This is a genomic window from Natrialba hulunbeirensis JCM 10989 (genome assembly GCF_000337575.1).
GTDB lineage: Archaea > Halobacteriota > Halobacteria > Halobacteriales > Natrialbaceae > Natrialba > Natrialba hulunbeirensis.
The window spans coordinates 41,360-59,199 of sequence record NZ_AOIM01000042.1 but is presented as its reverse complement, the minus strand read 5'-3'; the positions used below and the strand labels follow the sequence as shown (position 1 = coordinate 59,199).

Here is a 17,840-nt window from a genome sequence, read left to right as displayed (position 1 = left end):
TCTCTTTGGAAACGCGGTTAATGCAGTCCCCGTTCAACGAATGAATCGTATCCATGACATCGATCGCAGACATCGAATTCTCGGCCGAGGGCACCGGACTGGGCGAACTCTTCGAGGCCGTCCCCACACTAACGTGTGAGATGGAGCGTGTCATCGCCTCGAACGGGCACAGCCTCTGGCTGTCTGGACCGTCCCACGAGATGATCGACGATGCGCTCGCGACCTCGTCGGCGGTCGATGCGTACTCGCTGATCAACAGCGACGACGGCCGATGGCTGTACGACATCGAGTTCGAACCGGAGACGGTCGACGTCTTCGAGGCCGTCATGGACGAGGGTGGCACCGTCCTCAGTGCCTCCGCATCGAACGGCACCTGGCTGCTGAGCGTACGCGTTCTCGAGCGCGATCACGTCAGTTCACTGTACGACCGCCTCGTCGAGAACGACGTCTCACCGACGATCGTTCGTCTGTTCGACCTCGAGTCCGAAAGCCACTCTCAGTGTGGCCTGACGAGTCGCCAGTACGAGACGCTGGTCGCTGCGATCGACCACGGCTACTTCGAGATTCCGCGCGAAGTCTCGATGCAGGAACTGTCCGAAGAGCTCGATATCTCACACCAGGCGCTGTCCGAGCGCCTGCGACGCGCCTATCGCGCGCTGGTCACCTCCGAACTCAACGTCGCCGAAGACGAGACGACGACAGCACCGATGCCGTCGGACTAAGACACGATCCATCAGCCATCGCGCGTCACACAGTATTCATATGCACCGGTGTACTCGAGTCCACTCGAGTGTGGGTGTGTGAGTGTGTGAATGGCTGCTGTCGATATTGGCGGGGTATGGGCACTGGTGTTGACATCGGCACTGACACTGGCGCTGGTACCAACACTAGCACTGATACTGACACCGACACCGTCACCAAAATCAACACACCATACAGCCCGGTTCGCCAATTTGTCGCGGAACAGCACCATTAAGAGTCAGCTCTCTGTCTTTCTGCTATGGAGATCGACAGCGACGACGGCGTCCTGCGACTCACGTTCGACCGCCCTGGTGTGCTCAACGCGATCACCCGCGAGACCGCGTCGAAACTCGCCGATACGATTGGCGATGCCGATCCCGAGGAGTCTCACGCGATCGTCATCACCGGCGAGGGCGATGCCTTCAGCGCCGGTGGCGATATCGAGGCGATGGCGGAAGAACCCGACCCGCCGCGACAGGCCTACGAGGAGGTCACCGAGACGTTCGGCCGTGTCGTCGAGGCGATGCTCGAGTGTCCCGTGCCGATCGTGGCGAACGTCAATGGTGATGCAGTGGGTGCGGGCCTTGCAATTGTTGCGCTCTCGGATATCGCCTACGCGGCCGAGGATGCGACCTTCTCCTGTGCGTTCGTCCGCGTTGGCCTCATTCCCGACACCGGTGGGACGTTCATGCTCCCGCGATTGATCGGCCTTCGTGCCGCAAAGAAACTCGCGTTCACCGGCGAGTTCTTCGATGCCGAACGCGCGGCGGAGCTCGATCTGATCAACGAGTCGGTGCCGGCTGCGGACCTCGACGAGCGGGTGACGGAAACGGTCGAGCGACTCGGCCGCCGTCCGACGGATGTGATCGGCATGATGAAGCAGGCGATGCACGAGAACATGGGTCGACAGTGGGACGAGGCGCTGGATTACGAGAATCTGTTGCAGGTCCACGCCCGCGCTACGGACTCCCACGAAGAGGGGGTTGCTGCGTTCCTCGAAGGCAGGGAGCCAGAGTTCAACGAATAGCTGGCGTCCAACAGTTTTCAGCCGTGTCTCAGTGTGTTACAGTGCCCTGTACCGTGTTGTAGTGTACCGTGACGTGAAATCGTGTTTTCGTGAGGACTCTCGTGGACTCTGTTACTCTTGGCGGGATGGATAGTAACGCCGAGAACGGCCGAGACACGCGTTGACGGCAAACTCGCAAGCCAGCGCAAGCACCACCATCTTGGTCGTGTTTGGCATACCTGTTAGTGCAATGTCTCCAGAATTTACAGACGACGATGTCGGTAAGACGGTCGTAAACGCGGAGGGTGACGAGGTTGGTATCGTCGCCGATGTCGAGCATGGAACGGCACACGTCGAACCGGATCCGGGAATTACGGACACGATTAAGGCCAAACTCGGCTGGGGTGGAACTGATGATGCGTATCCGTTACAGGAGACGGCCGTTGCGGAGATGACTGACGACGAAATCCACCTGCAGAGCAACCTGTCGGGAACTGATTCGGAGATGGGGGCAGGGGCTAGCACTGGGACTGGAACTGGAACTGGCACTGACACTACCACTGGGACGGGCGGCATGTCGGGAACGGAGACCGGTCGCGATGATCGAAGCGACGATAGCGGACTTATGGATGACGACGACCGTCGCGGGGACGACAGCGGGATCATGGACGATGACCGCGACGATGACGGACTTATGGGAGACGACGATGACGACGACGGCCTGATTGGCGATGACGACGATGACGGATTGATGGGTGACGACGACGATGGTATCATGGATGACGACGACAGTCGCCGCGGCGACGACAGCGGCATTATGGACGATGATGACCGCCGTAGTGATGACAGTGGTATCATGGACGACGATGACGACGGCCTCATGAGTGACGATGATGATGGCCTGATGGACGACGACGATGACGGCCTGATGGACAGCGACAGTGACCGCGATCGCGACGATGGACTCATGGACGACGATGACCGCCGCGGCCGATCCGACGATGACGGCCTCATGGATGATGATGACGACGACGGACTCATCGGTGACGACGACAGCGACCTCATGGACGATGACTCCGACAGCGATGACGGACTGCTGGACGACGACGATGACGATGACGATGACCGCCTCGGCGACGAGACGCGATAGATTACAGCCACTCCCACTGGCAGCGTTACCCCACTGGCATCGTCACTCCCACTGATTCCGTCGCTGTCCCCTCCAATTACACCTCTCGGGCACTCCGCTAGATACACACCCACAAGAAATCTGTTCACCACTCGAGAACAGCCTACTTCGGCTCGCCGTGTGTCACACCGTCTTGCTCGTCGGCACGTCGTCGACGCAACGCTGCCCGCGCGTTCGATGCCTCATACCCGAAGAACACACCCTCGGCGTAGTGCTCTGCAACCTCGAGTGCGTGAATCAGATTCTCGATCTCGATGTCGATCGCGTACAGCTCGATACTGAAGGGCGTCTCGAGTGCACTCTGGAATCCCTTCGCGATTGTCTCGAGCCAGTAGGTCGTCTCGTAGGCCATATCGTACAGCGGGATGACGAACTCGTCGACGTGCTCCTCGAGTGCAGCGAGATCGAGCCCAGCGCGTTCGTAGAGGTGGCCGGGGTATGGGTCAGGGTAGAGTGTCAGGTAGACGCGGCCAGGAATGTGCTCTGCGGCTTCGGCGACGAACTCGGTAATGACGTCGGCCCGCCAGGCCTGGCGGTCGTCGAACTCACTGGCCTTGAAGGCCTGTTCGCAGACACCACAGCGACAGTATCCCTCGCGAGGGAAGCCGACGTCGTCGAGTCGGACGTCCTCGTTGGCCGCGACGCAGTCGTCGATGATCTCGAGGAGGCCCTCGCGGTAGTCCTGTCGGGACGGGCAGATATAGGCCCAGTCGAAGTATTTTCGATCGCGGGTTGCGGGACGACCCATGTCGTCGACGGGAACGAGCGACGGATCGGCGTCTGCGGCCGCGTTGTCGCCGAAACAGGAGACCATGTTCACCCCGTCCTCGATCGGCTCGGCGGACCGGCCGGTCACGTCTTTGACTTCGTAGAATCCGCGGTCGAACTCCGGCCACCGGACCTCTTCAGCGTTGCGAGTGACGACGCCGTACATACTGCAGCGTACGACGCCGTGCCTGTAAGCCGTTCGGATCGGGGACCGAGAACTGGACTTGACCGGACCGGAACAGCACGGCACGAACCGAATTGGACCGGACCGAACCAGATCGGAATAGGGGGGACACGGCGGCCGACTGCAGCCGTGTGTGAAACCGAACGGTGTGGATACTACTGGTGAGACTGTGCGCCGTCGCGTCGATTATTCGACGGGGTCGTACTCGATCTCGTCGTCGATCTCGGTGCCGCTCGTGCTGAGGAGCTTCCAGAGGACGGCGATGACGACCAGGGCGAGTACGACTTTAATCGTGCGTGACATATACACCATAACAATCGGTTGGCTCGTACTTAGCTATTCTGGACAGTTCTCTCCTCGTGAAAATATGACACACCGATCGTGTTCGTCTCCTCCTTTGAACGACGTTCGAACGACTCGGTGTGTTCCGTCCGCCGTCGGAACTCAGTTTGTATCGATCAGTTCGGCGATTCCTTCTCGCACGATCGTCCCACAGTACGAACAGCGCACGCCGTCCTGAAGCACCTCGAATCGCGAGGTCACTGGCTCGCCGTCGGTCGTAATGCAGTCTGCGTTCGGACAGGAGAGAACACCCTCGACGACAGCGGGGCGCTCGACGCGGTGTTTCTCCACGACGTCGTAGTCGCGGACAATGTTGATCGAGGCGTCGGGTGCGATCAGCGAAAGCACGTCGACCTCGTCCTGACTCAGTTCGCGACCCTCGACCTTGACGATATCCTTGCGCGCGAGGCGATCCGAGGGAACGTTCATCCCGACGGAGACCTCCTCACCTTCGCCGCCGTCGATGCCCAAAATTGCGAGCACATTCAGTGCCTGGCCGCCGCGGACGTGGTCGATGACGGTCCCGTCCTGAATCTTGCTGACGCGCAGTTCGTGGTCCGCGTTGCCGTCGTGATGGTCGTGATCGTCACTCATCAGACTCACCTCCAGCCAGCAATAGATCGAGCAGCGCCATCCGCACCGGCACCCCGTTGTGCGCCTGCTCGAAGTACGCCGCATGCTCCGTCTCGTCGATCTCCGGTGCAATCTCGTCGACTCGCGGCAGCGGGTGCATGATCGTCAGGTCGTCACTCGCCTCCTCGAGTGTCTCCAGATCGATCTGGTACTCCCCGGCGACTTTCTGGTACTCGTTCTCGTCCGGGAACCGCTCGCGCTGAATCCGCGTCACGTAGAGCACGTCGAGCGAGGAGAGGACGGACTCGAGTGCCTCGTGTTCGCGGATCTGGGTGTCGTCTTGCTGGTGGAGGTCGTAGACGACTTCGCGGGGCAGTTGCAGGCTCTCGGGGCTGATGAAGTGCTGGTGCGTGTCGAAGTTGGTGAGCGCGTAGGCCAGCGAGTGGACGGTACGCCCGTACTTCAGGTCGCCCATGATGCCGATGGTGAGGTCGTCGAGGCCTGCGTTCTCCCGGATCGTGTAGAGGTCGAGCATCGTCTGGGTTGGGTGGTGGCCCGCGCCGTCGCCGGCGTTCAACAGTGGAACGTCGACGAACTCGCTTGCCATCGCGGCGGCACCCTGTTTCGGGTGGCGCAGAACGAGCGCGTCGGCGTAGCCCTCGATGACGCGGACGGTGTCAGCGAGCGTCTCCCCCTTTTTGACGCTCGAGGATTCGACAGAGCCCATGTCGACGACGGAACCACCGAGGCGTTTCATCGCGGTTTCGAAGCTCATCTTCGTTCGCGTACTCGGTTCGAAAAACAGCAGGCCGAGCACGGCGTTCGCGTGGCGGTCGGCGACGGCGGCCGGGTCGTCGGCGATCTCGGCCGCCCGGTCGAGGACGGTCTCGATATCCGCCCGCGAGAGTTGTTTGCTCGTGATGAGGTGATCGTGGCGCATTCGTTCGTGTTGGCTCTTGCATCCCCCTTGAATCCCTCCATTCCGCGTCGCGATGTCGATCCAACAACCGCCGTGACAGTACTGCAAAGGCAAAGAATTATACACGAACTACAGAAAGACACGATACCCGTATGGTAGAACGGCTGGAAACCGGGATCGACGTGCTGGATCGCAAACTCGACGGTGGGCTTCCGCCGGGATGTCTCGTCGCGTACGCCGCAGCCCCGGCCAGCCAATCGGAACTCTTGTTGTACGAGCTGACCGCAGCACGCGGCACACTGTATCTCTCGACCGAACGGTCGACCGATGCCGTTCGCCACGCCGTCGAGAACTCCCCCTCGGACGTCGGGAACCCGACAATTCGACACGTCGGCAGCGACGCCCCGGTCACGGAAACGCGCAAACTCATCAACGCACTCCCCGAGGGTGCGAACCTCATCATCGACACCATGGACGTTCTCGAGCACACCGACCGCGAGGAGTTCGTCTCGTTTCTCAACGATCTCAAGACACAGATGCTCGAGAAAAACGGTATCGCCGTCCTCCACTGCTTGAAAGGCGACGAAACGGCAAATCGTGCCCGGACCTTCCACGCAGCAGACGCAGTCTTCGATCTCCAGACTGCCATCTCCGGTGCCGAACTCGAGAACCACCTCACCGTCCCCAAATTCCGCGGCGGTAGCCAGCCGACCGATGCGATCAAACTCGAGTTGACCGAAGAGGTGGCGATCGACACGAGTCGGGATATTGCCTGAGTCTGCCGTTCCTGCGTCCGCGTCGCGCTTTTTGGTTTCAGTTCTTTGTCTTCGTCTCCGTCTCCGTCTCAGTTTCAGTCCCCGTTGAGCCGTGCGTGCGCGCCACACAGATACGATACCAACAATACGATAACAACAACGACAACACGACACTCGCACACGGCACTCGCTACCCACAGTCGAGACTGTTTCCGTCTGAAAACGCAAAAACTGAAATCGCTGGTCGCGAGCGCTTACTCTTCTGCGCCTTCGAGTTCGTCGACGATCTCGTCGGCGTCGACGTCGGCGTCCTCGAGTGCCTCCTCGATGTCGCCGCCGCCCATGCCGCCCATACCGCCCATCATGCCGGGCATGCCCATGCCGCCCATGCCGTCGATGACTTCCTGGACGATGACGCGGTCGACACCGATCTGGTCGATGATGTCCTGACCGATCTGCTGCTTGCCCATCATCCACTGCTGGTTCATGGTCATCTGCGGCGTGGCCTCGAGGTAGAGCGTTTCCTTCTCGACGACCTCAGTCTCGAACTCAGGCTCTGCGTCTTCGTCCTCATCTGCGTCCTCGTCGGGCTCGACTGGGACTTCCTCCTCGACGTCGTCGGTCTCGATCCAGAGCTCTGGCTCGAGGCCGAGGTACATCTCGAAGAGGCCGGCAGCCTGCTGTTCGCGGTCGTCGACGACGTCGAGAACTTCGAACTCGTACTCGACATCCTCGCCGGCCAGCGGGTGGTTGAAGTCCACACGCGCGCGGCCGCCGATGATCGTGCTGATGTAGCCCTGCTGGCCGTCGACCTGCACGTTCGCACCGGGGTAACGGTCGTCCTCGTCGATCTTCTCGGCGCTCACCGTCTGGACGTTGTCGGGGTCGTACTCCCCGAAGGCGTCCTCGGCGTCGATCGTCACGCTGCCGGTGTCGCCCGCTTCGGAGCCGACGATGGCTTCCTCGACGCCCTCGAAGATGTGGCTCTCGCCGAGGACGATCGTGCGTGGCTTGAACTCCTGGTTCTGGTCTGCGACACCCTCCTCTTCGGCGACTTCTGGGTCGGTCGTGTCGACCAGCTGGTCACCGTCGGCGGTGTATGCAGTGTACTCGAGTTCGACGAAGTCGCCGTCCTGAAGCCCTTCGGCTTCTGCAGCGTCTTCGTCGGCTTCCGCTTCGACGTCATCGGCCTGCTCATCGAGCTCGGCCTCCTGTTCCTCGGTCATACGTTGTACGTCCCGCCGTCGACATTTAAGTACGACGCTTTGGTCCGAGAACGCGTCCACGCGGTGACTGGTATCTGCGATTGGTATCTGTGGCGACCGACGAGAACGACCGATACTTACGGCCGCTGCCCGTTCGAACGGCCATGTACGAGGTCGAAGTGAAGGTGCCTGCCGAACTCGATCGTGTTCGGTCGCGACTCGAGGACGGAACCGATGCTGAGGCCGACGACGGGATCGGAGACGAAGACGACAGCACAGCACTCGATGCGACGCCAGCGGGAACGGTCGTCCAGACAGACACGTACTACGATGCTCCACACCGGACGTTCGCCGAGACGGACGAAGCGCTCCGGATTCGACGCGAACGTCACCCCGATGCAGACACAGGCAGCGAAACGAGAGTCACCTACAAAGGACCGCTCGTCGACGACGAGTCGAAGACCCGCGAGGAGGCCGAAACCACCATCGGCGACGGCAAAACGTTCGATACGATTCTGACGAACCTCGGTTTCGAGCCGGCCGCGACGGTTCGCAAGAAGCGCGAGCGCTACACGGTCGAACTCGCCGAGACGGACGCCACAGAATCAGCCTCCGCTTCTTCGACAGACTTCACAATCACTCTCGACACCGTCGACGACGTCGGCGAGTACGTCGAGGTCGAAACTGAGGTCGAGAGCGAGACCGAACTCGAGTTTGCCCGCGCCGGCGCGTACACCGTGCTCGAATCCCTCGGCCTCGACCCCGACGACCAGCTCCGGACCTCGTATCTTGGGCTCTTGCTCGATTCCTGATACTGCCAGACAGAACTATTCGAAGACTGGGTGCGATACTGAAGCCGTCTCCGAAGATGACGGTCGCGACTTTGTGGTCCGCTTCTCACTGATCCCTCACTGATCTCTCACTGGCTTCTTACCGCCTTCTACCCGACAGTGAACGCCCGATTGCCCGCCGAAGGCAGCCGATCGGTGGATAACTCCCAGGTATTTTCCGACGTTGATCTGTTTCCGCAAGTTATAGAACCACGCTCCGTTTATAGCCGGTAATGAGCGAGCGGAACATTCGGGTCGAGCCAATCGACCGACAGGCAGTCGAAGATCAGGAGGTCGAAATCGTCGAACGAAAGGGGATCGGACATCCGGACTCCATCTGTGACGGCGTCGCAGAGAGCGTCGCCGGCGCACTCGCACGCGAGTACCTCGACCGTGTCGGCGAAGTACTGCACTTCAACACGGACGAGACACAGCTTGTCGCCGGCGAGGCCGCCCCCGCCTTTGGCGGCGGCGAGGTCGTCGACCCCATCTACCTGCTGATCGTCGGTCGCGCAACCAAACACTACGAGGGCCAGACCATCCCCACCGAAACGATCGCGCTCCGCGCAGCGCGCGAGTACCTCGAGGAGACCATCCCGCAACTCGAGTACGGCGAGGATATCGTCGTCGACGTGAAACTCGGTGAGGGGAGTGGCGACCTGCAGGATGTCTTTGGGGAGGACGAAGTGAGCGTGCCGATGGCCAACGACACGAGCTTCGGCGTTGGTCACGCACCACTGACGGAGACGGAGCAGATCGTCTCCGAGGCTGAGGCACGCCTGAACGGCGAGTTTGCGGACGAGAACCCATACCTTGGCCCCGACGTGAAGATCATGGGCAAGCGCGAAGGTGACACGATCGACGTCACCGTCGCGGCGGCGATGATCGACGAGCACATCGCGGATCTGGACGCCTACGCGGACGCCGTTGAGTCCGTTCGCGAGTTCGTTTCCGAAGTCGCGAGCGAGCACACGGACCGCGAGGTCAACGTCCACGTCAACACGGCCGACGACTACGAAGAAGGGTCGATCTACCTCACCGTCACCGGCACCTCCGCAGAGCAGGGTGACGACGGCTCCGTCGGCCGCGGGAATCGTGCCAACGGCCTCATCACGCCGAACCGCTCGATGTCGATGGAAGCGACGAGCGGCAAGAACCCGGTCAACCACATCGGGAAGATCTACAACCTGCTCTCGACCCAGATCGCCGAGGAGGTCGTCGCCGAAGTCGACGGCATCCGCGACATGCGCGTACGCCTGCTCTCCCAGATCGGGCGTCCGATCGACGAGCCACACGTCGCCGACGTGCACGTCGTCACCGCCGACGGCGTCGAACTCGCGGACGTCCAGGACGAGATCGAAGCGATCGTCGACGACGAACTCGCGAACGTCACGGACATCACACGAAAAGTCATCGACGGCGAGCTGACAACGTTCTAAGCCGCCTGAACCGCGTTGCAACGACGTTTCTCGTTTCTTTTCACTCGAGTTCTTCCAGTGGATCCGGTTCGCTTCTCTACGTCGACCCCGGCTTGCCGTCCGACTCCGATAACTGTCCCACCGTCGAGCGAACCGTCGCCACGCTCTCGCGTTGCTCCCGGGTCGACTCCGAGATCGTCTCGAGTACCTCTCGCAGCGAGTTCATCTCCTCGACCGCGAGGTCGACTGTTGCGGCGATCTCCTCGCTACTCGCGGCCTGGTCATCGATGGCCCCCGCGACCTCGCTGACACCAGTTGCGGCATCGTCGATCGTCGCGGCGATTTCGTCGAGTTTCGTGAGTGCGCTCTCGACCCGGTTGACGCCGTCGTCGATCTGGTTAGTCGTCGTCTCGAAGCTGTCGGCAGTCGCCTCGATCTCATCCTGAATCTCGTCAATAGTCGACTCGATCCGGCCAGCCTGCTCCTGGGTGTCCTCCGCGAGCGACTTTACCTCGCTGGCGACGATTGCGAAGCCGGCACCCTCCTCGCCGGCCTGGGCAGCCTCTATCTGAGCGTTGAGCGCGAGAATGTTCGTCTGGTCGGCGATGTTGTCGATAACGTCGACGATCTCGCCGATCTCGTCGATGCTCTCGTGGAGCGTCCCGATCTCGGCCGAGACAGTCTCGGCGGATTCGGAGACGGTCTCCATCGTCTCGATGGCGTCACTCGCCGACTCGGAGCCGTCTTCTGCGAGCTCCGCTGCCGTCTCGCTGGTCTGGTGTACCGTCTCCGTCGTCGAGGCGATCTCCTCGATCGTTGCGCTCTGGTCCGACACCTCGGAGGCAATCGTCTCCATCCGCTGGGTCTGCTCGACGCCGAGGTCATGAATCCGCTCGAGCGTGTCCGTGATCGATTCGGTGGTCTCCTCGAGTTCGACGACTTCTGACTGGACCCGTTCGGAGACCGTCTCCTGGAGCGCCTCGAACTCCTGGTGCTGGTGGACGAAGTCGGTCACGTCCGGTGTCGCCTCGAACGCGCCGATGGCGTTCCCGTCGGGATCACGGAGGGGGACGGCGTACACCTGATGGTAGCGGTCGGAATGGGGAACCGTTCGCGTGTCGTCCTCCTGAATCGGCTCGTTCCGGCGGATGACCTTCTCCGCGAGCGTCTCGCTCTCGCCTTCCGTTTCGAAGATGTCGTAGGCGTTCTTTCCGAGGACGCTCTCGGCTTCGGTTCCGTTCAGTTCTTCCATCGCTTGGTTCCAGTTCGTTATCTCGCCGCCCGCAGCGACGGCGAACGCGCCCTCGGGGAAACAGCCGACCAGTTGCGTGTACAGCGAGCGCCAGAAGTTGCGTTCGTGTCGCAGCCGTTCGGTTTCGGCTGTCGGATCTGACTTGTCACCGTCTGTCTCTGCCGACGAGAGGTCCTGAGAGTCGAGATACTGTTCGAGCAGAGCCAATTCGCCCTGAGAGTGGACCGTTCGTGTCGCCGTTTCCGTGCCGGCTGCCGGTCCACTGGTCGGTGCTGCAGAGTTACTCATTACGCTGGACAGCCCTCCCATCGCTCATAGTTTCTCTGGCCATCTGTCCGTGCGACCGCTCCTCGGAGTGCCCGTCGCTCGTAACCCCCTTATGGTGCGCCTCCCTAGCGCTGTCCATGCACCTGCCGGGAGCCGACACCGTCCTCATCCGTCACGGGGACGTCAACACCAAGAGCAACACGGTCAAGCGGTACATGGAGGACTGTCTCGCGGAGAATCTCACGGCCCTCCTCGCGGACCGCTCGATCCCCGGCGAGGTCGAACGTCGGTGGAACCGACCCCTGATTCACACCGACGAAGCACACGTCGACGCCGCCACGGCGACCGCCGCGGACGCCTTCGGTGTCGTCTCCGCAAGCCCCGTCCGAACGGTCGACACCGCGAAGGGCGAAATCTGCGCCGCGCTCGCCGAGGCCGCCGAGGCGTGCTACGACGGCGGCACCTTCGCAGTCGACGCTCGTCGCGCCGATAAGAGCCTCCCCTACACGAGCGAGGACCTCGCCCGAGAGGGCGGCACCGCGATCTGGGAGGCCGTCGAAGACGAGTTCGAACCCGAAGTCGACCTCGACGACCCGGACCTCACCTTCGGCGTTGAGGTCCGCGAGGACTTCGCGTTCATCTATCTCGAGAAAGTGCCGGGGCCGGGCGGGCTCCCACTCGGTTCCCAGGAACCGGTCATCGCGCTGATCAGCGGCGGGATCGACTCCCCCGTCGCGGCCTACGAGATGATGCGACGCGGCAGCCCGATCGTGCCGGTGTACGTCGATCTCGGAGACTACGGCGGCATCGACCACGAGGCCCGCGCGATGGAAACCGTCCGAACGCTCTCGCGCTACGCACCCAACTTCGACATGCAGGTCTACACCGTCCCCGGTGGCGAGACTGTCGACCTGCTCGTCGAGACGATGGAACAGGGCCGGATGCTCTCCCTACGCCGCTTCTTCTACCGCACGGCGGAGCACCTCGCGAGCCGCGTCGACGCCCACGGCATCGTCACCGGCGAAGCGGTCGGTCAGAAATCGAGTCAGACACTCCAGAATCTCGGCGTCACCAGCCGCGCAACCCGGCTTCCGATCCACCGCCCGCTGCTCACCTGGGACAAAGCCGACATCGTCGCCAAAGCCCGCAAAATCGACACGTTCACCCAGTCGACGATCAACGCCGGCTGCAACCGGGTCGCCCCCGACCGCGCCGAAACCAACGCCCGACTCAAGCCGCTACTCGAGTACGAACCGGACGACTTGTTCGAGCGAGCGGAAGAAGCGGCGCGACAGGCTGAACTCGTCGAACCCTGAGTCGAAAACGGGGTTAGTTCCGCGATAGAGACGCTTCTGAATCCATACTCCTGGCAATATTGTCAGAGAGTGATTAGTTCGATACCTTCAGCGGGAAGTACTGGTGAGAGCGGTACCAGCAGCGCCGCTGGGCTATCTCCTACCTCCAACCTCCTACCTCCTATCTCCTCTCGGCCCGGAGTCGCACGTTGGATACAGCGCGTGAGTTGAACGGTGGACGGGGAGTCGTTCCAGCGTGGGCTCACTGCAGGTTCGACGAGAACAGTCGAAGGACGATAAGACTCCAGAGAACGAGTCCAACCCCGTAGAAAAGGACTCGTACCTGTAATGGGGTGTCGGAGGATACTCCCGGCCAGATTCCCGTATCATCGACCGGCGTTCCTACCTCACCATACTCACCGTACCCAGACTGACCCGAAGTGACCTGTCCAGCAGTCCCGCCACCGACCGCTATACAGATGATACCAAGGCCAGCCAGTCCGACGATGAGGAGTCCCGAGCGGGTGAGGCCGTACACGAGCGCGACGGTTAGCACACCCAACACGCAGGTATCCATTGCCAGCGGTTTTACTACCCGTCTCAAATTCATAGCTATCGAGTGCTGCAAATATGCCGTTGGAGTATAAAATTTTTGATTGTATGATAGATCGCAGGTCTACAGGTCACTCGAGTTCGGCTCCAACAGCTGCCTCGATCGACGTGAAGCCGTCGCGTTCGAGCAGTCGGACGAGTCCGCGGTTGATCCGTTTGGCGGTCGAGGGCCCCTGGTAGACGAAGCCGGTGTAGAGCTGGACGAGCGATGCGCCGGCCCGAATCTTGCGGTAGGCGCTCGCGGCGGAGTCGACGCCGCCGACGCCGATGATCGGGAGGTCGCCGTCGGTATGGCTGGCGATCGTTCGGATGACTGCGGTCGAGCGATCCTCGACTGGCTTGCCGCTGAGGCCGCCCCACTCCTCGCGCTTTGCGGAGGCGAGTCCCTCGCGCGCAGTCGACGTATTCGTCGCGATAATCCCGTCGACGTCAAACTCCTGGACGATGTCGACGAGGTCGAGGATCGACTCCTCGGGTTCGTCGGGGCCGATTTTCACGAGGATTGGGACGCCCAGATCGTTCTCGGCGTCGATCGTCTCGAAAATCTCCCGGAGGTGCTCGGGCGAGGCCTCGTCGAACTCGTCGGGCGTGTTCGGACAGGAGACGTTGACGACGACGTAGTCGGCGAACGGCGAGAGGCGCTCGAAGACGCGCCGGTAGTCCTCGATGGCCTCGCGCTCGGTCGAGGCGTTCATCTTGCCGATGTTCACGCCGAGTGGGAAGCCTGGCGTACCGTCTTCCTCGAGTCGGGCCTTGACTGCCTCCATTCCCTGTCCGTTGAATCCCATGCGGTTGACCATTGCCTCGTCCTCGCGCAGACGGAATAGCCGCGGCCGGTCGTTGCCGTCCTGCGAGTAGGGGGTGACGGTTCCGATTTCGACGAAACCGAAGCCGAGCGCCTCCAGCGCGTGCGTGACCTCGGCGTTCTTGTCGAAGCCGGCGGCAATGCCGACGGGGTTCGGAAACGTGGTGTCGAACAGGTCGACCGTGAGTGTGGGATGGTCGTACTGGTAGGCCGTCGACAGTGCCGCCCGTGTCGGCCGCGTCGACTGTGCCGCCCGTAACGTTCGCTTCCCGAGATCGTGAGCCGTCTCGGCCGGGAGTGTGAACGCGAGCGGGCGAACTCGCGAGTACAGCGTCATAAGCGATACTGCGGACGGACGGTACGTAAACGTCCCGAAGCCGGTCCGAAACCCCGTTCTGGCCGGAGACCGCGGGGATCATGTCGAACTGATACGACGTTAGCAGTCCTCAGGCTGAGTTCCGATCCCCGCCGGCCAGCCTGGCGGCTCTGCGGCCGACGGCTCGGCGTGCGAGCGCTTCAACACCATCGGCGTCCGCTCGAGTGAGAGCACGAGGTCGCCGTGCTGGTTGTACGCGCGCAGTTCCGTCTCGACGATGCCGACGTGGTCACGGGACTCGAGTTCCCGTTTGCTCAGGACCTCGCTCTCGGCGAAGATGGTGTCGCCGTGGAAGACGGGGTTGTGGTGACGAACCTTGTCGTAGCCGAGGTTCGCGGTGGCGTTGACGGAGACGTCGATGACGCTCATCCCGACCGCGAGCGCGATGACGAACGTGCCGTCGACGAGACGTTCGCCGAACTCGGTCTCGGCGGCGTAGGCCTCGTTGAAGTGCATCGGGTTGAGGTTCATCGTCACGTTGGTCAGCCAGACGTTGTCCGTCTCGGTGACGGTGCGTCCGAAGGGGTGCTTGTAGACGTCACCGACGTCGAAGTCTTCGTAGTAGCGGCCGTGCCAGCCGGAGACGAGCTGTTTGTCGGTCGATTCGTCCTGTTTGGGGTTAGAGTCGGAGTCGGTCTCGGTCTCGGTGTCGTCTGTCATTTGCGTGGTGTGGGTAGTGGGTGTGGTGTGGGTGGTGGGTGGTGGCTGTTCTTCGCCGGTGATCAGTCTCAGTATCAGCCTTAGTATCAGTCTCTGTATCAATATCAGTACGAACGCGGCAGCCCCAGCACTGTCTCACCCAGATAGTTCAGCGCGAGTTGCTGGGTAATCGGCACCAGCCGTGTCAGTCTGGCCTCCCGGAAGTAGCGCTCGACGTCGTACTCCGTCGCAACGCCGAACCCGCCGTGGGTCTGGACCGCCGCGTCGGCCGCCTGGTAGGCCGCGTCCGCCGCAAGGAACTTCGCCGCGTTCGCGTACGCACCCAGATCAACGGCTTCGTCCGAGGCCGCCCGGTCCGCCGCGTTGTACGTCAACTGCTTTGCCGCCTGTAGCCGCGCGTAGGCCTCCGCGAGCGGGTGCTGAATCGCCTGGTTCGACCCGATCGGATTGCCGAACACCTCGCGGTCGTTTGCGTACTGCACCGCGCGCTCGAGTGCCAGCCGTCCCAGGCCGAGACACTCGGCGGCGATCACGAGTCGTTCCTCGTTGAGCCCGTCGAGCACCTGGTAGAACCCCTCGCCCTCGACGCCAATGAGATTCTCCGCGGGCACGCGCAGGTCGTCGAACCAGAGTTCGTAGGAGTGAACGAAGTCGCTCGCCGATTTAGGAATCGACTCAATCTCCAGGGCCCCCTGGTCGTACGCGTCCTCGATATCCACCAGAAACATCGAGATTCCCTGGGTTCGTTTCTCGACGTTCTCGAGTGGCGTCGTTCGCGCGACGAGTACGAGGTAGTCCGAGACGTCGACGCGGGAGGTCCAGATCTTCTGGCCGTTGATGACGTATTCGTCGCCGTCCTGGCTCGCCTCAGCGCGCGTCTCGATCGCCGTCGAGTTCGAGCCGGCGTTTGGCTCGGTCAGTCCGAAGGCCTGAATCGAGGCCTCGCCGTCGGCGACTCGCGGGAGCAGGTCTGATTTTAGGTCCTCACTCCCGTACTCGACGATCGGCACGGAGTTGTAGACGCCGCCGTGGACGGCCTGGGCCGCGCTGAAGCCGCCGCCGTTCGCGGCGATTTCTTCCATCATCACGACCGTCTCCTGGGTTCCCATGCCGGCCCCGCCGTACGCCTCTGGGACGAGAATGCCCATCCAGCCCTGCTCGACTAACTCGTCGACGAACTCGTGGGGGTACTCGCCTGTTTCAGCGCGCGTGCGCCAGTATTCGTGATCGAAGTCCGCGCAGATGTCGCGGATACTCGAGCGCACGAGCTGTTGGCGTTCGGTAAGCTGGACCGCATCGCGAAGCGGAGTCGCCATCTTGTGGATGGTTACCGTTTCCAGTAAAAAGCATTGTGTCGCCACTTCTGCGATCAGAGGCTGATTTGATTCGTTTCCCTACTGTTCCCTGCAGACCGTCACTCTCGACTCCGCTGTCTCCAACTGAAACCCGTTCGAAGTGGCGGGCCAACCGGCAGATAACGAAATCGTTTTCCTACGGCTACCGCTTGAGTCGACTACCAACAAGAGCCATGAGTATCCAACGACGGTCACAAGGAGGGTTGCGCCGTGGCGGCTGAACGAGTGCTCATACCGCTGTCTGACACGGTCACCGTCCGACAGACGGTTGGGTACGCCGTCCAATCGTGTCCCGGCGAGGCGGAGACACTCGAGTTCCACCTCGTCGTCGCACTGCCTCACGATATGGAGATGCCGGAGGGGCAGTCGCTGACTGCGGACGCCGAGAAACTGCTCTCGAAGGCCGAGAGCTGGGTTCGGGAGGATGCGAGCGCGGGTTCGACAACCACGACGATCGACATCGAAACGGCCGTGCTCGGCGAGGACGAGTATCTGTTCGGGCCGCGCGACTACGCGCGGACGTTCGATTCGTACGCCGCAAAGCACGATATCGACCGCCTGGTACTCGACCCGGAGTACCAGCCGGGGACGACGGCACAGATGCTTCAGCCACTCGAGCGGGAACTCGAGAGCGTCGGGCTGGCATACGACGAAGCACCGGTCGAACGGCCCGCGCGCCACGAGCGACTGGTTGGTGACGGGACCGAGCGATTCGACAAGATGTTCGCGATGTTCTGGATCTCTTACGGGTTCTATCTCGTGCTTGGGGATCCAACGTACTGGTTCGATCTCGTCACCGGTGCGGCAGTCGCTGGAATCGTCACCGTCTCGCTTGCACACGTGACGTTTACGTTTCCGCTTGACCGGATTGGGTCGCCGATCCGGACGCTGCGGTTTGGACTCTACGTGCCGTATCTCCTCTTCGAGATTGTGAAGGCGAACCTCGCGATTTCACTCGTCATCCTGCGGCCCTCTATGCCAATCAGGCCGACGATGACGCGTGTCAACGCTCGGGTTCGGAGTGGGCTTCCGCTGCTCGCGCTCGCCAACAGTATCACGCTCACGCCGGGGACGCTAACGGTTCGGGCAGACGACCAGCGCCTGATTATCCACACGCTCATCCCGACGGCTCGGGAGGACCTCTTCGAGGGCTCGTTAGAGCGTGCCGTCCGCTTCGTGTTCCACGGCCGAAAGGGTGCTCGCATTCCGACGCCGGAAGAGCGCGGTGACACGGAAATTATCGGAGGTGACGAGCTGTGACTGCAGACCTCCTCAACGACATCTTCCT

At 61.9% G+C, this 17,840-nt stretch carries 17 protein-coding genes; 8 read left to right on the top strand and 9 right to left on the bottom strand.

Going from position 1 to position 17,840, the window contains the following annotated elements; genetic code table 11:
* Positions 1-53 precede the first annotated feature (53 nt).
* From C483_RS18285 to C483_RS18275, 3 genes are all read left to right on the top strand, one after another.
* Positions 54-722: a helix-turn-helix domain-containing protein gene (locus C483_RS18285; RefSeq protein ID WP_006654851.1), complete on the top strand. Its 669-nt coding sequence runs from the start codon at positions 54-56 to the stop codon at positions 720-722.
* A 278-nt stretch (positions 723-1,000) separates the two neighbouring features.
* Positions 1,001-1,768 (top strand): enoyl-CoA hydratase/isomerase family protein, encoded by a 768-nt coding sequence (locus C483_RS18280; RefSeq protein WP_006654850.1) that lies wholly within the window; start codon positions 1,001-1,003, stop codon positions 1,766-1,768.
* Positions 1,769-1,997: 229 nt separating this feature from the next.
* Positions 1,998-2,897: a hypothetical protein gene (locus tag C483_RS18275; protein WP_006654849.1), complete on the top strand. Its 900-nt coding sequence runs from the start codon at positions 1,998-2,000 to the stop codon at positions 2,895-2,897.
* Positions 2,898-3,039: 142 nt separating this feature from the next.
* Here the strand turns inward: C483_RS18275 and C483_RS18270 are convergent, their stop codons facing one another.
* The 3 genes from C483_RS18270 to pyrB all read right to left on the bottom strand — a co-directional run bounded on the left by C483_RS18270 (position 3,040) and on the right by pyrB (position 5,743).
* Positions 3,040-3,870 carry a hypothetical protein gene (locus tag C483_RS18270; RefSeq protein WP_006654848.1) on the bottom strand — a complete coding sequence of 277 codons (831 nt, stop codon included), beginning with the start codon at positions 3,868-3,870 and terminating at the stop codon, positions 3,040-3,042.
* Between the two features lie 462 nt (positions 3,871-4,332).
* A complete protein-coding gene (pyrI, locus tag C483_RS18265; RefSeq protein WP_006654846.1) occupies positions 4,333-4,824 on the bottom strand; it encodes an aspartate carbamoyltransferase regulatory subunit in 492 nt (163 codons plus the stop codon).
* Positions 4,817-5,743, bottom strand: coding sequence for an aspartate carbamoyltransferase (gene pyrB / locus C483_RS18260; RefSeq protein WP_006654845.1), 927 nt, complete (start codon positions 5,741-5,743; stop codon positions 4,817-4,819). Before pyrB ends, pyrI begins: the two co-directional genes overlap by 8 nt.
* A gap of 131 nt (positions 5,744-5,874) precedes the next feature.
* Here pyrB and C483_RS18255 point away from each other — a divergent pair, with 131 nt between their 5' ends.
* Positions 5,875-6,498, top strand: coding sequence for an RAD55 family ATPase (locus C483_RS18255; protein ID WP_006654844.1), 624 nt, complete (start codon positions 5,875-5,877; stop codon positions 6,496-6,498).
* A gap of 233 nt (positions 6,499-6,731) precedes the next feature.
* Here C483_RS18255 and C483_RS18250 read toward each other — a convergent pair whose 3' ends face one another.
* Positions 6,732-7,703, bottom strand: coding sequence for an FKBP-type peptidyl-prolyl cis-trans isomerase (locus C483_RS18250; protein WP_006654843.1), 972 nt, complete (start codon positions 7,701-7,703; stop codon positions 6,732-6,734).
* A gap of 143 nt (positions 7,704-7,846) precedes the next feature.
* Here C483_RS18250 and cyaB point away from each other — a divergent pair, with 143 nt between their 5' ends.
* Positions 7,847-8,494, top strand: coding sequence for a class IV adenylate cyclase (cyaB, locus tag C483_RS18245; protein WP_049912929.1), 648 nt, complete (start codon positions 7,847-7,849; stop codon positions 8,492-8,494).
* Between the two features lie 251 nt (positions 8,495-8,745).
* Positions 8,746-9,951 carry a methionine adenosyltransferase gene (locus C483_RS18240; protein WP_006654841.1) on the top strand — a complete coding sequence of 402 codons (1,206 nt, stop codon included), beginning with the start codon at positions 8,746-8,748 and terminating at the stop codon, positions 9,949-9,951.
* Positions 9,952-10,027: 76 nt separating this feature from the next.
* On the opposite strand, the gene C483_RS18235 is transcribed toward C483_RS18240, so the two are convergent.
* The gene (locus tag C483_RS18235) at positions 10,028-11,470 is read right to left on the bottom strand and encodes a methyl-accepting chemotaxis protein (RefSeq protein WP_006654840.1); all 1,443 of its coding nucleotides are present in this window, start codon (positions 11,468-11,470) and stop codon (positions 10,028-10,030) included.
* Positions 11,471-11,586: 116 nt separating this feature from the next.
* On the opposite strand from C483_RS18235, the gene C483_RS18230 reads away from it, so the two are divergent.
* Positions 11,587-12,765, top strand: coding sequence for a tRNA sulfurtransferase (locus tag C483_RS18230; protein WP_006654839.1), 1,179 nt, complete (start codon positions 11,587-11,589; stop codon positions 12,763-12,765).
* A 241-nt stretch (positions 12,766-13,006) separates the two neighbouring features.
* On the opposite strand, the gene C483_RS18225 is transcribed toward C483_RS18230, so the two are convergent.
* The 4 genes from C483_RS18225 to C483_RS18210 all read right to left on the bottom strand — a co-directional run bounded on the left by C483_RS18225 (position 13,007) and on the right by C483_RS18210 (position 16,513).
* The gene (locus C483_RS18225) at positions 13,007-13,321 is read right to left on the bottom strand and encodes a hypothetical protein (protein ID WP_006654838.1); all 315 of its coding nucleotides are present in this window, start codon (positions 13,319-13,321) and stop codon (positions 13,007-13,009) included.
* Between the two features lie 106 nt (positions 13,322-13,427).
* Positions 13,428-14,498 (bottom strand): quinone-dependent dihydroorotate dehydrogenase, encoded by a 1,071-nt coding sequence (locus C483_RS18220; protein WP_006654837.1) that lies wholly within the window; start codon positions 14,496-14,498, stop codon positions 13,428-13,430.
* 99 nt (positions 14,499-14,597) lie between these two features.
* Positions 14,598-15,197 (bottom strand): MaoC family dehydratase, encoded by a 600-nt coding sequence (locus C483_RS18215; RefSeq protein ID WP_006654836.1) that lies wholly within the window; start codon positions 15,195-15,197, stop codon positions 14,598-14,600.
* A 104-nt stretch (positions 15,198-15,301) separates the two neighbouring features.
* On the bottom strand, positions 15,302-16,513 hold the full coding sequence (locus C483_RS18210) for an acyl-CoA dehydrogenase family protein (RefSeq protein WP_006654835.1): 1,212 nt from the start codon (positions 16,511-16,513) through the stop codon (positions 15,302-15,304).
* Between the two features lie 249 nt (positions 16,514-16,762).
* Between C483_RS18210 and C483_RS18205 the strand changes: the two genes are divergently transcribed.
* The gene (locus tag C483_RS18205) at positions 16,763-17,812 is read left to right on the top strand and encodes a monovalent cation/H+ antiporter subunit E (RefSeq protein WP_006654834.1); all 1,050 of its coding nucleotides are present in this window, start codon (positions 16,763-16,765) and stop codon (positions 17,810-17,812) included.
* The last annotated feature ends 28 nt before the right edge of the window (positions 17,813-17,840 follow it).

Excerpts from the sequence above, each read along its gene's own strand:
- C483_RS18225 (WP_006654838.1), bottom strand. The coding sequence starts at position 13,321 with ATGGATACCTGCGTGTTGGGTGTGCTAACCGTCGCGCTCGTGTACGGC.
- cyaB (WP_049912929.1), top strand. The coding sequence starts at position 7,847 with ATGTACGAGGTCGAAGTGAAGGTGCCTGCCGAACTCGATCGTGTTCGG.
- pyrI (WP_006654846.1), bottom strand. The coding sequence starts at position 4,824 with ATGAGTGACGATCACGACCATCACGACGGCAACGCGGACCACGAACTG.
- C483_RS18280 (WP_006654850.1), top strand. The coding sequence starts at position 1,001 with ATGGAGATCGACAGCGACGACGGCGTCCTGCGACTCACGTTCGACCGC.
- C483_RS18215 (WP_006654836.1), bottom strand. The coding sequence starts at position 15,197 with ATGACAGACGACACCGAGACCGAGACCGACTCCGACTCTAACCCCAAA.
- C483_RS18285 (WP_006654851.1), top strand. The coding sequence starts at position 54 with ATGACATCGATCGCAGACATCGAATTCTCGGCCGAGGGCACCGGACTG.
- C483_RS18275 (WP_006654849.1), top strand. The coding sequence starts at position 1,998 with ATGTCTCCAGAATTTACAGACGACGATGTCGGTAAGACGGTCGTAAAC.
- pyrB (WP_006654845.1), bottom strand. The coding sequence starts at position 5,743 with ATGCGCCACGATCACCTCATCACGAGCAAACAACTCTCGCGGGCGGAT.
- C483_RS18220 (WP_006654837.1), bottom strand. The coding sequence starts at position 14,498 with ATGACGCTGTACTCGCGAGTTCGCCCGCTCGCGTTCACACTCCCGGCC.
- C483_RS18250 (WP_006654843.1), bottom strand. The coding sequence starts at position 7,703 with ATGACCGAGGAACAGGAGGCCGAGCTCGATGAGCAGGCCGATGACGTC.
- C483_RS18240 (WP_006654841.1), top strand. The coding sequence starts at position 8,746 with ATGAGCGAGCGGAACATTCGGGTCGAGCCAATCGACCGACAGGCAGTC.
- C483_RS18235 (WP_006654840.1), bottom strand. The coding sequence starts at position 11,470 with ATGAGTAACTCTGCAGCACCGACCAGTGGACCGGCAGCCGGCACGGAA.
- C483_RS18255 (WP_006654844.1), top strand. The coding sequence starts at position 5,875 with ATGGTAGAACGGCTGGAAACCGGGATCGACGTGCTGGATCGCAAACTC.
- C483_RS18230 (WP_006654839.1), top strand. The coding sequence starts at position 11,587 with ATGCACCTGCCGGGAGCCGACACCGTCCTCATCCGTCACGGGGACGTC.
- C483_RS18270 (WP_006654848.1), bottom strand. The coding sequence starts at position 3,870 with ATGTACGGCGTCGTCACTCGCAACGCTGAAGAGGTCCGGTGGCCGGAG.
- C483_RS18210 (WP_006654835.1), bottom strand. The coding sequence starts at position 16,513 with ATGGCGACTCCGCTTCGCGATGCGGTCCAGCTTACCGAACGCCAACAG.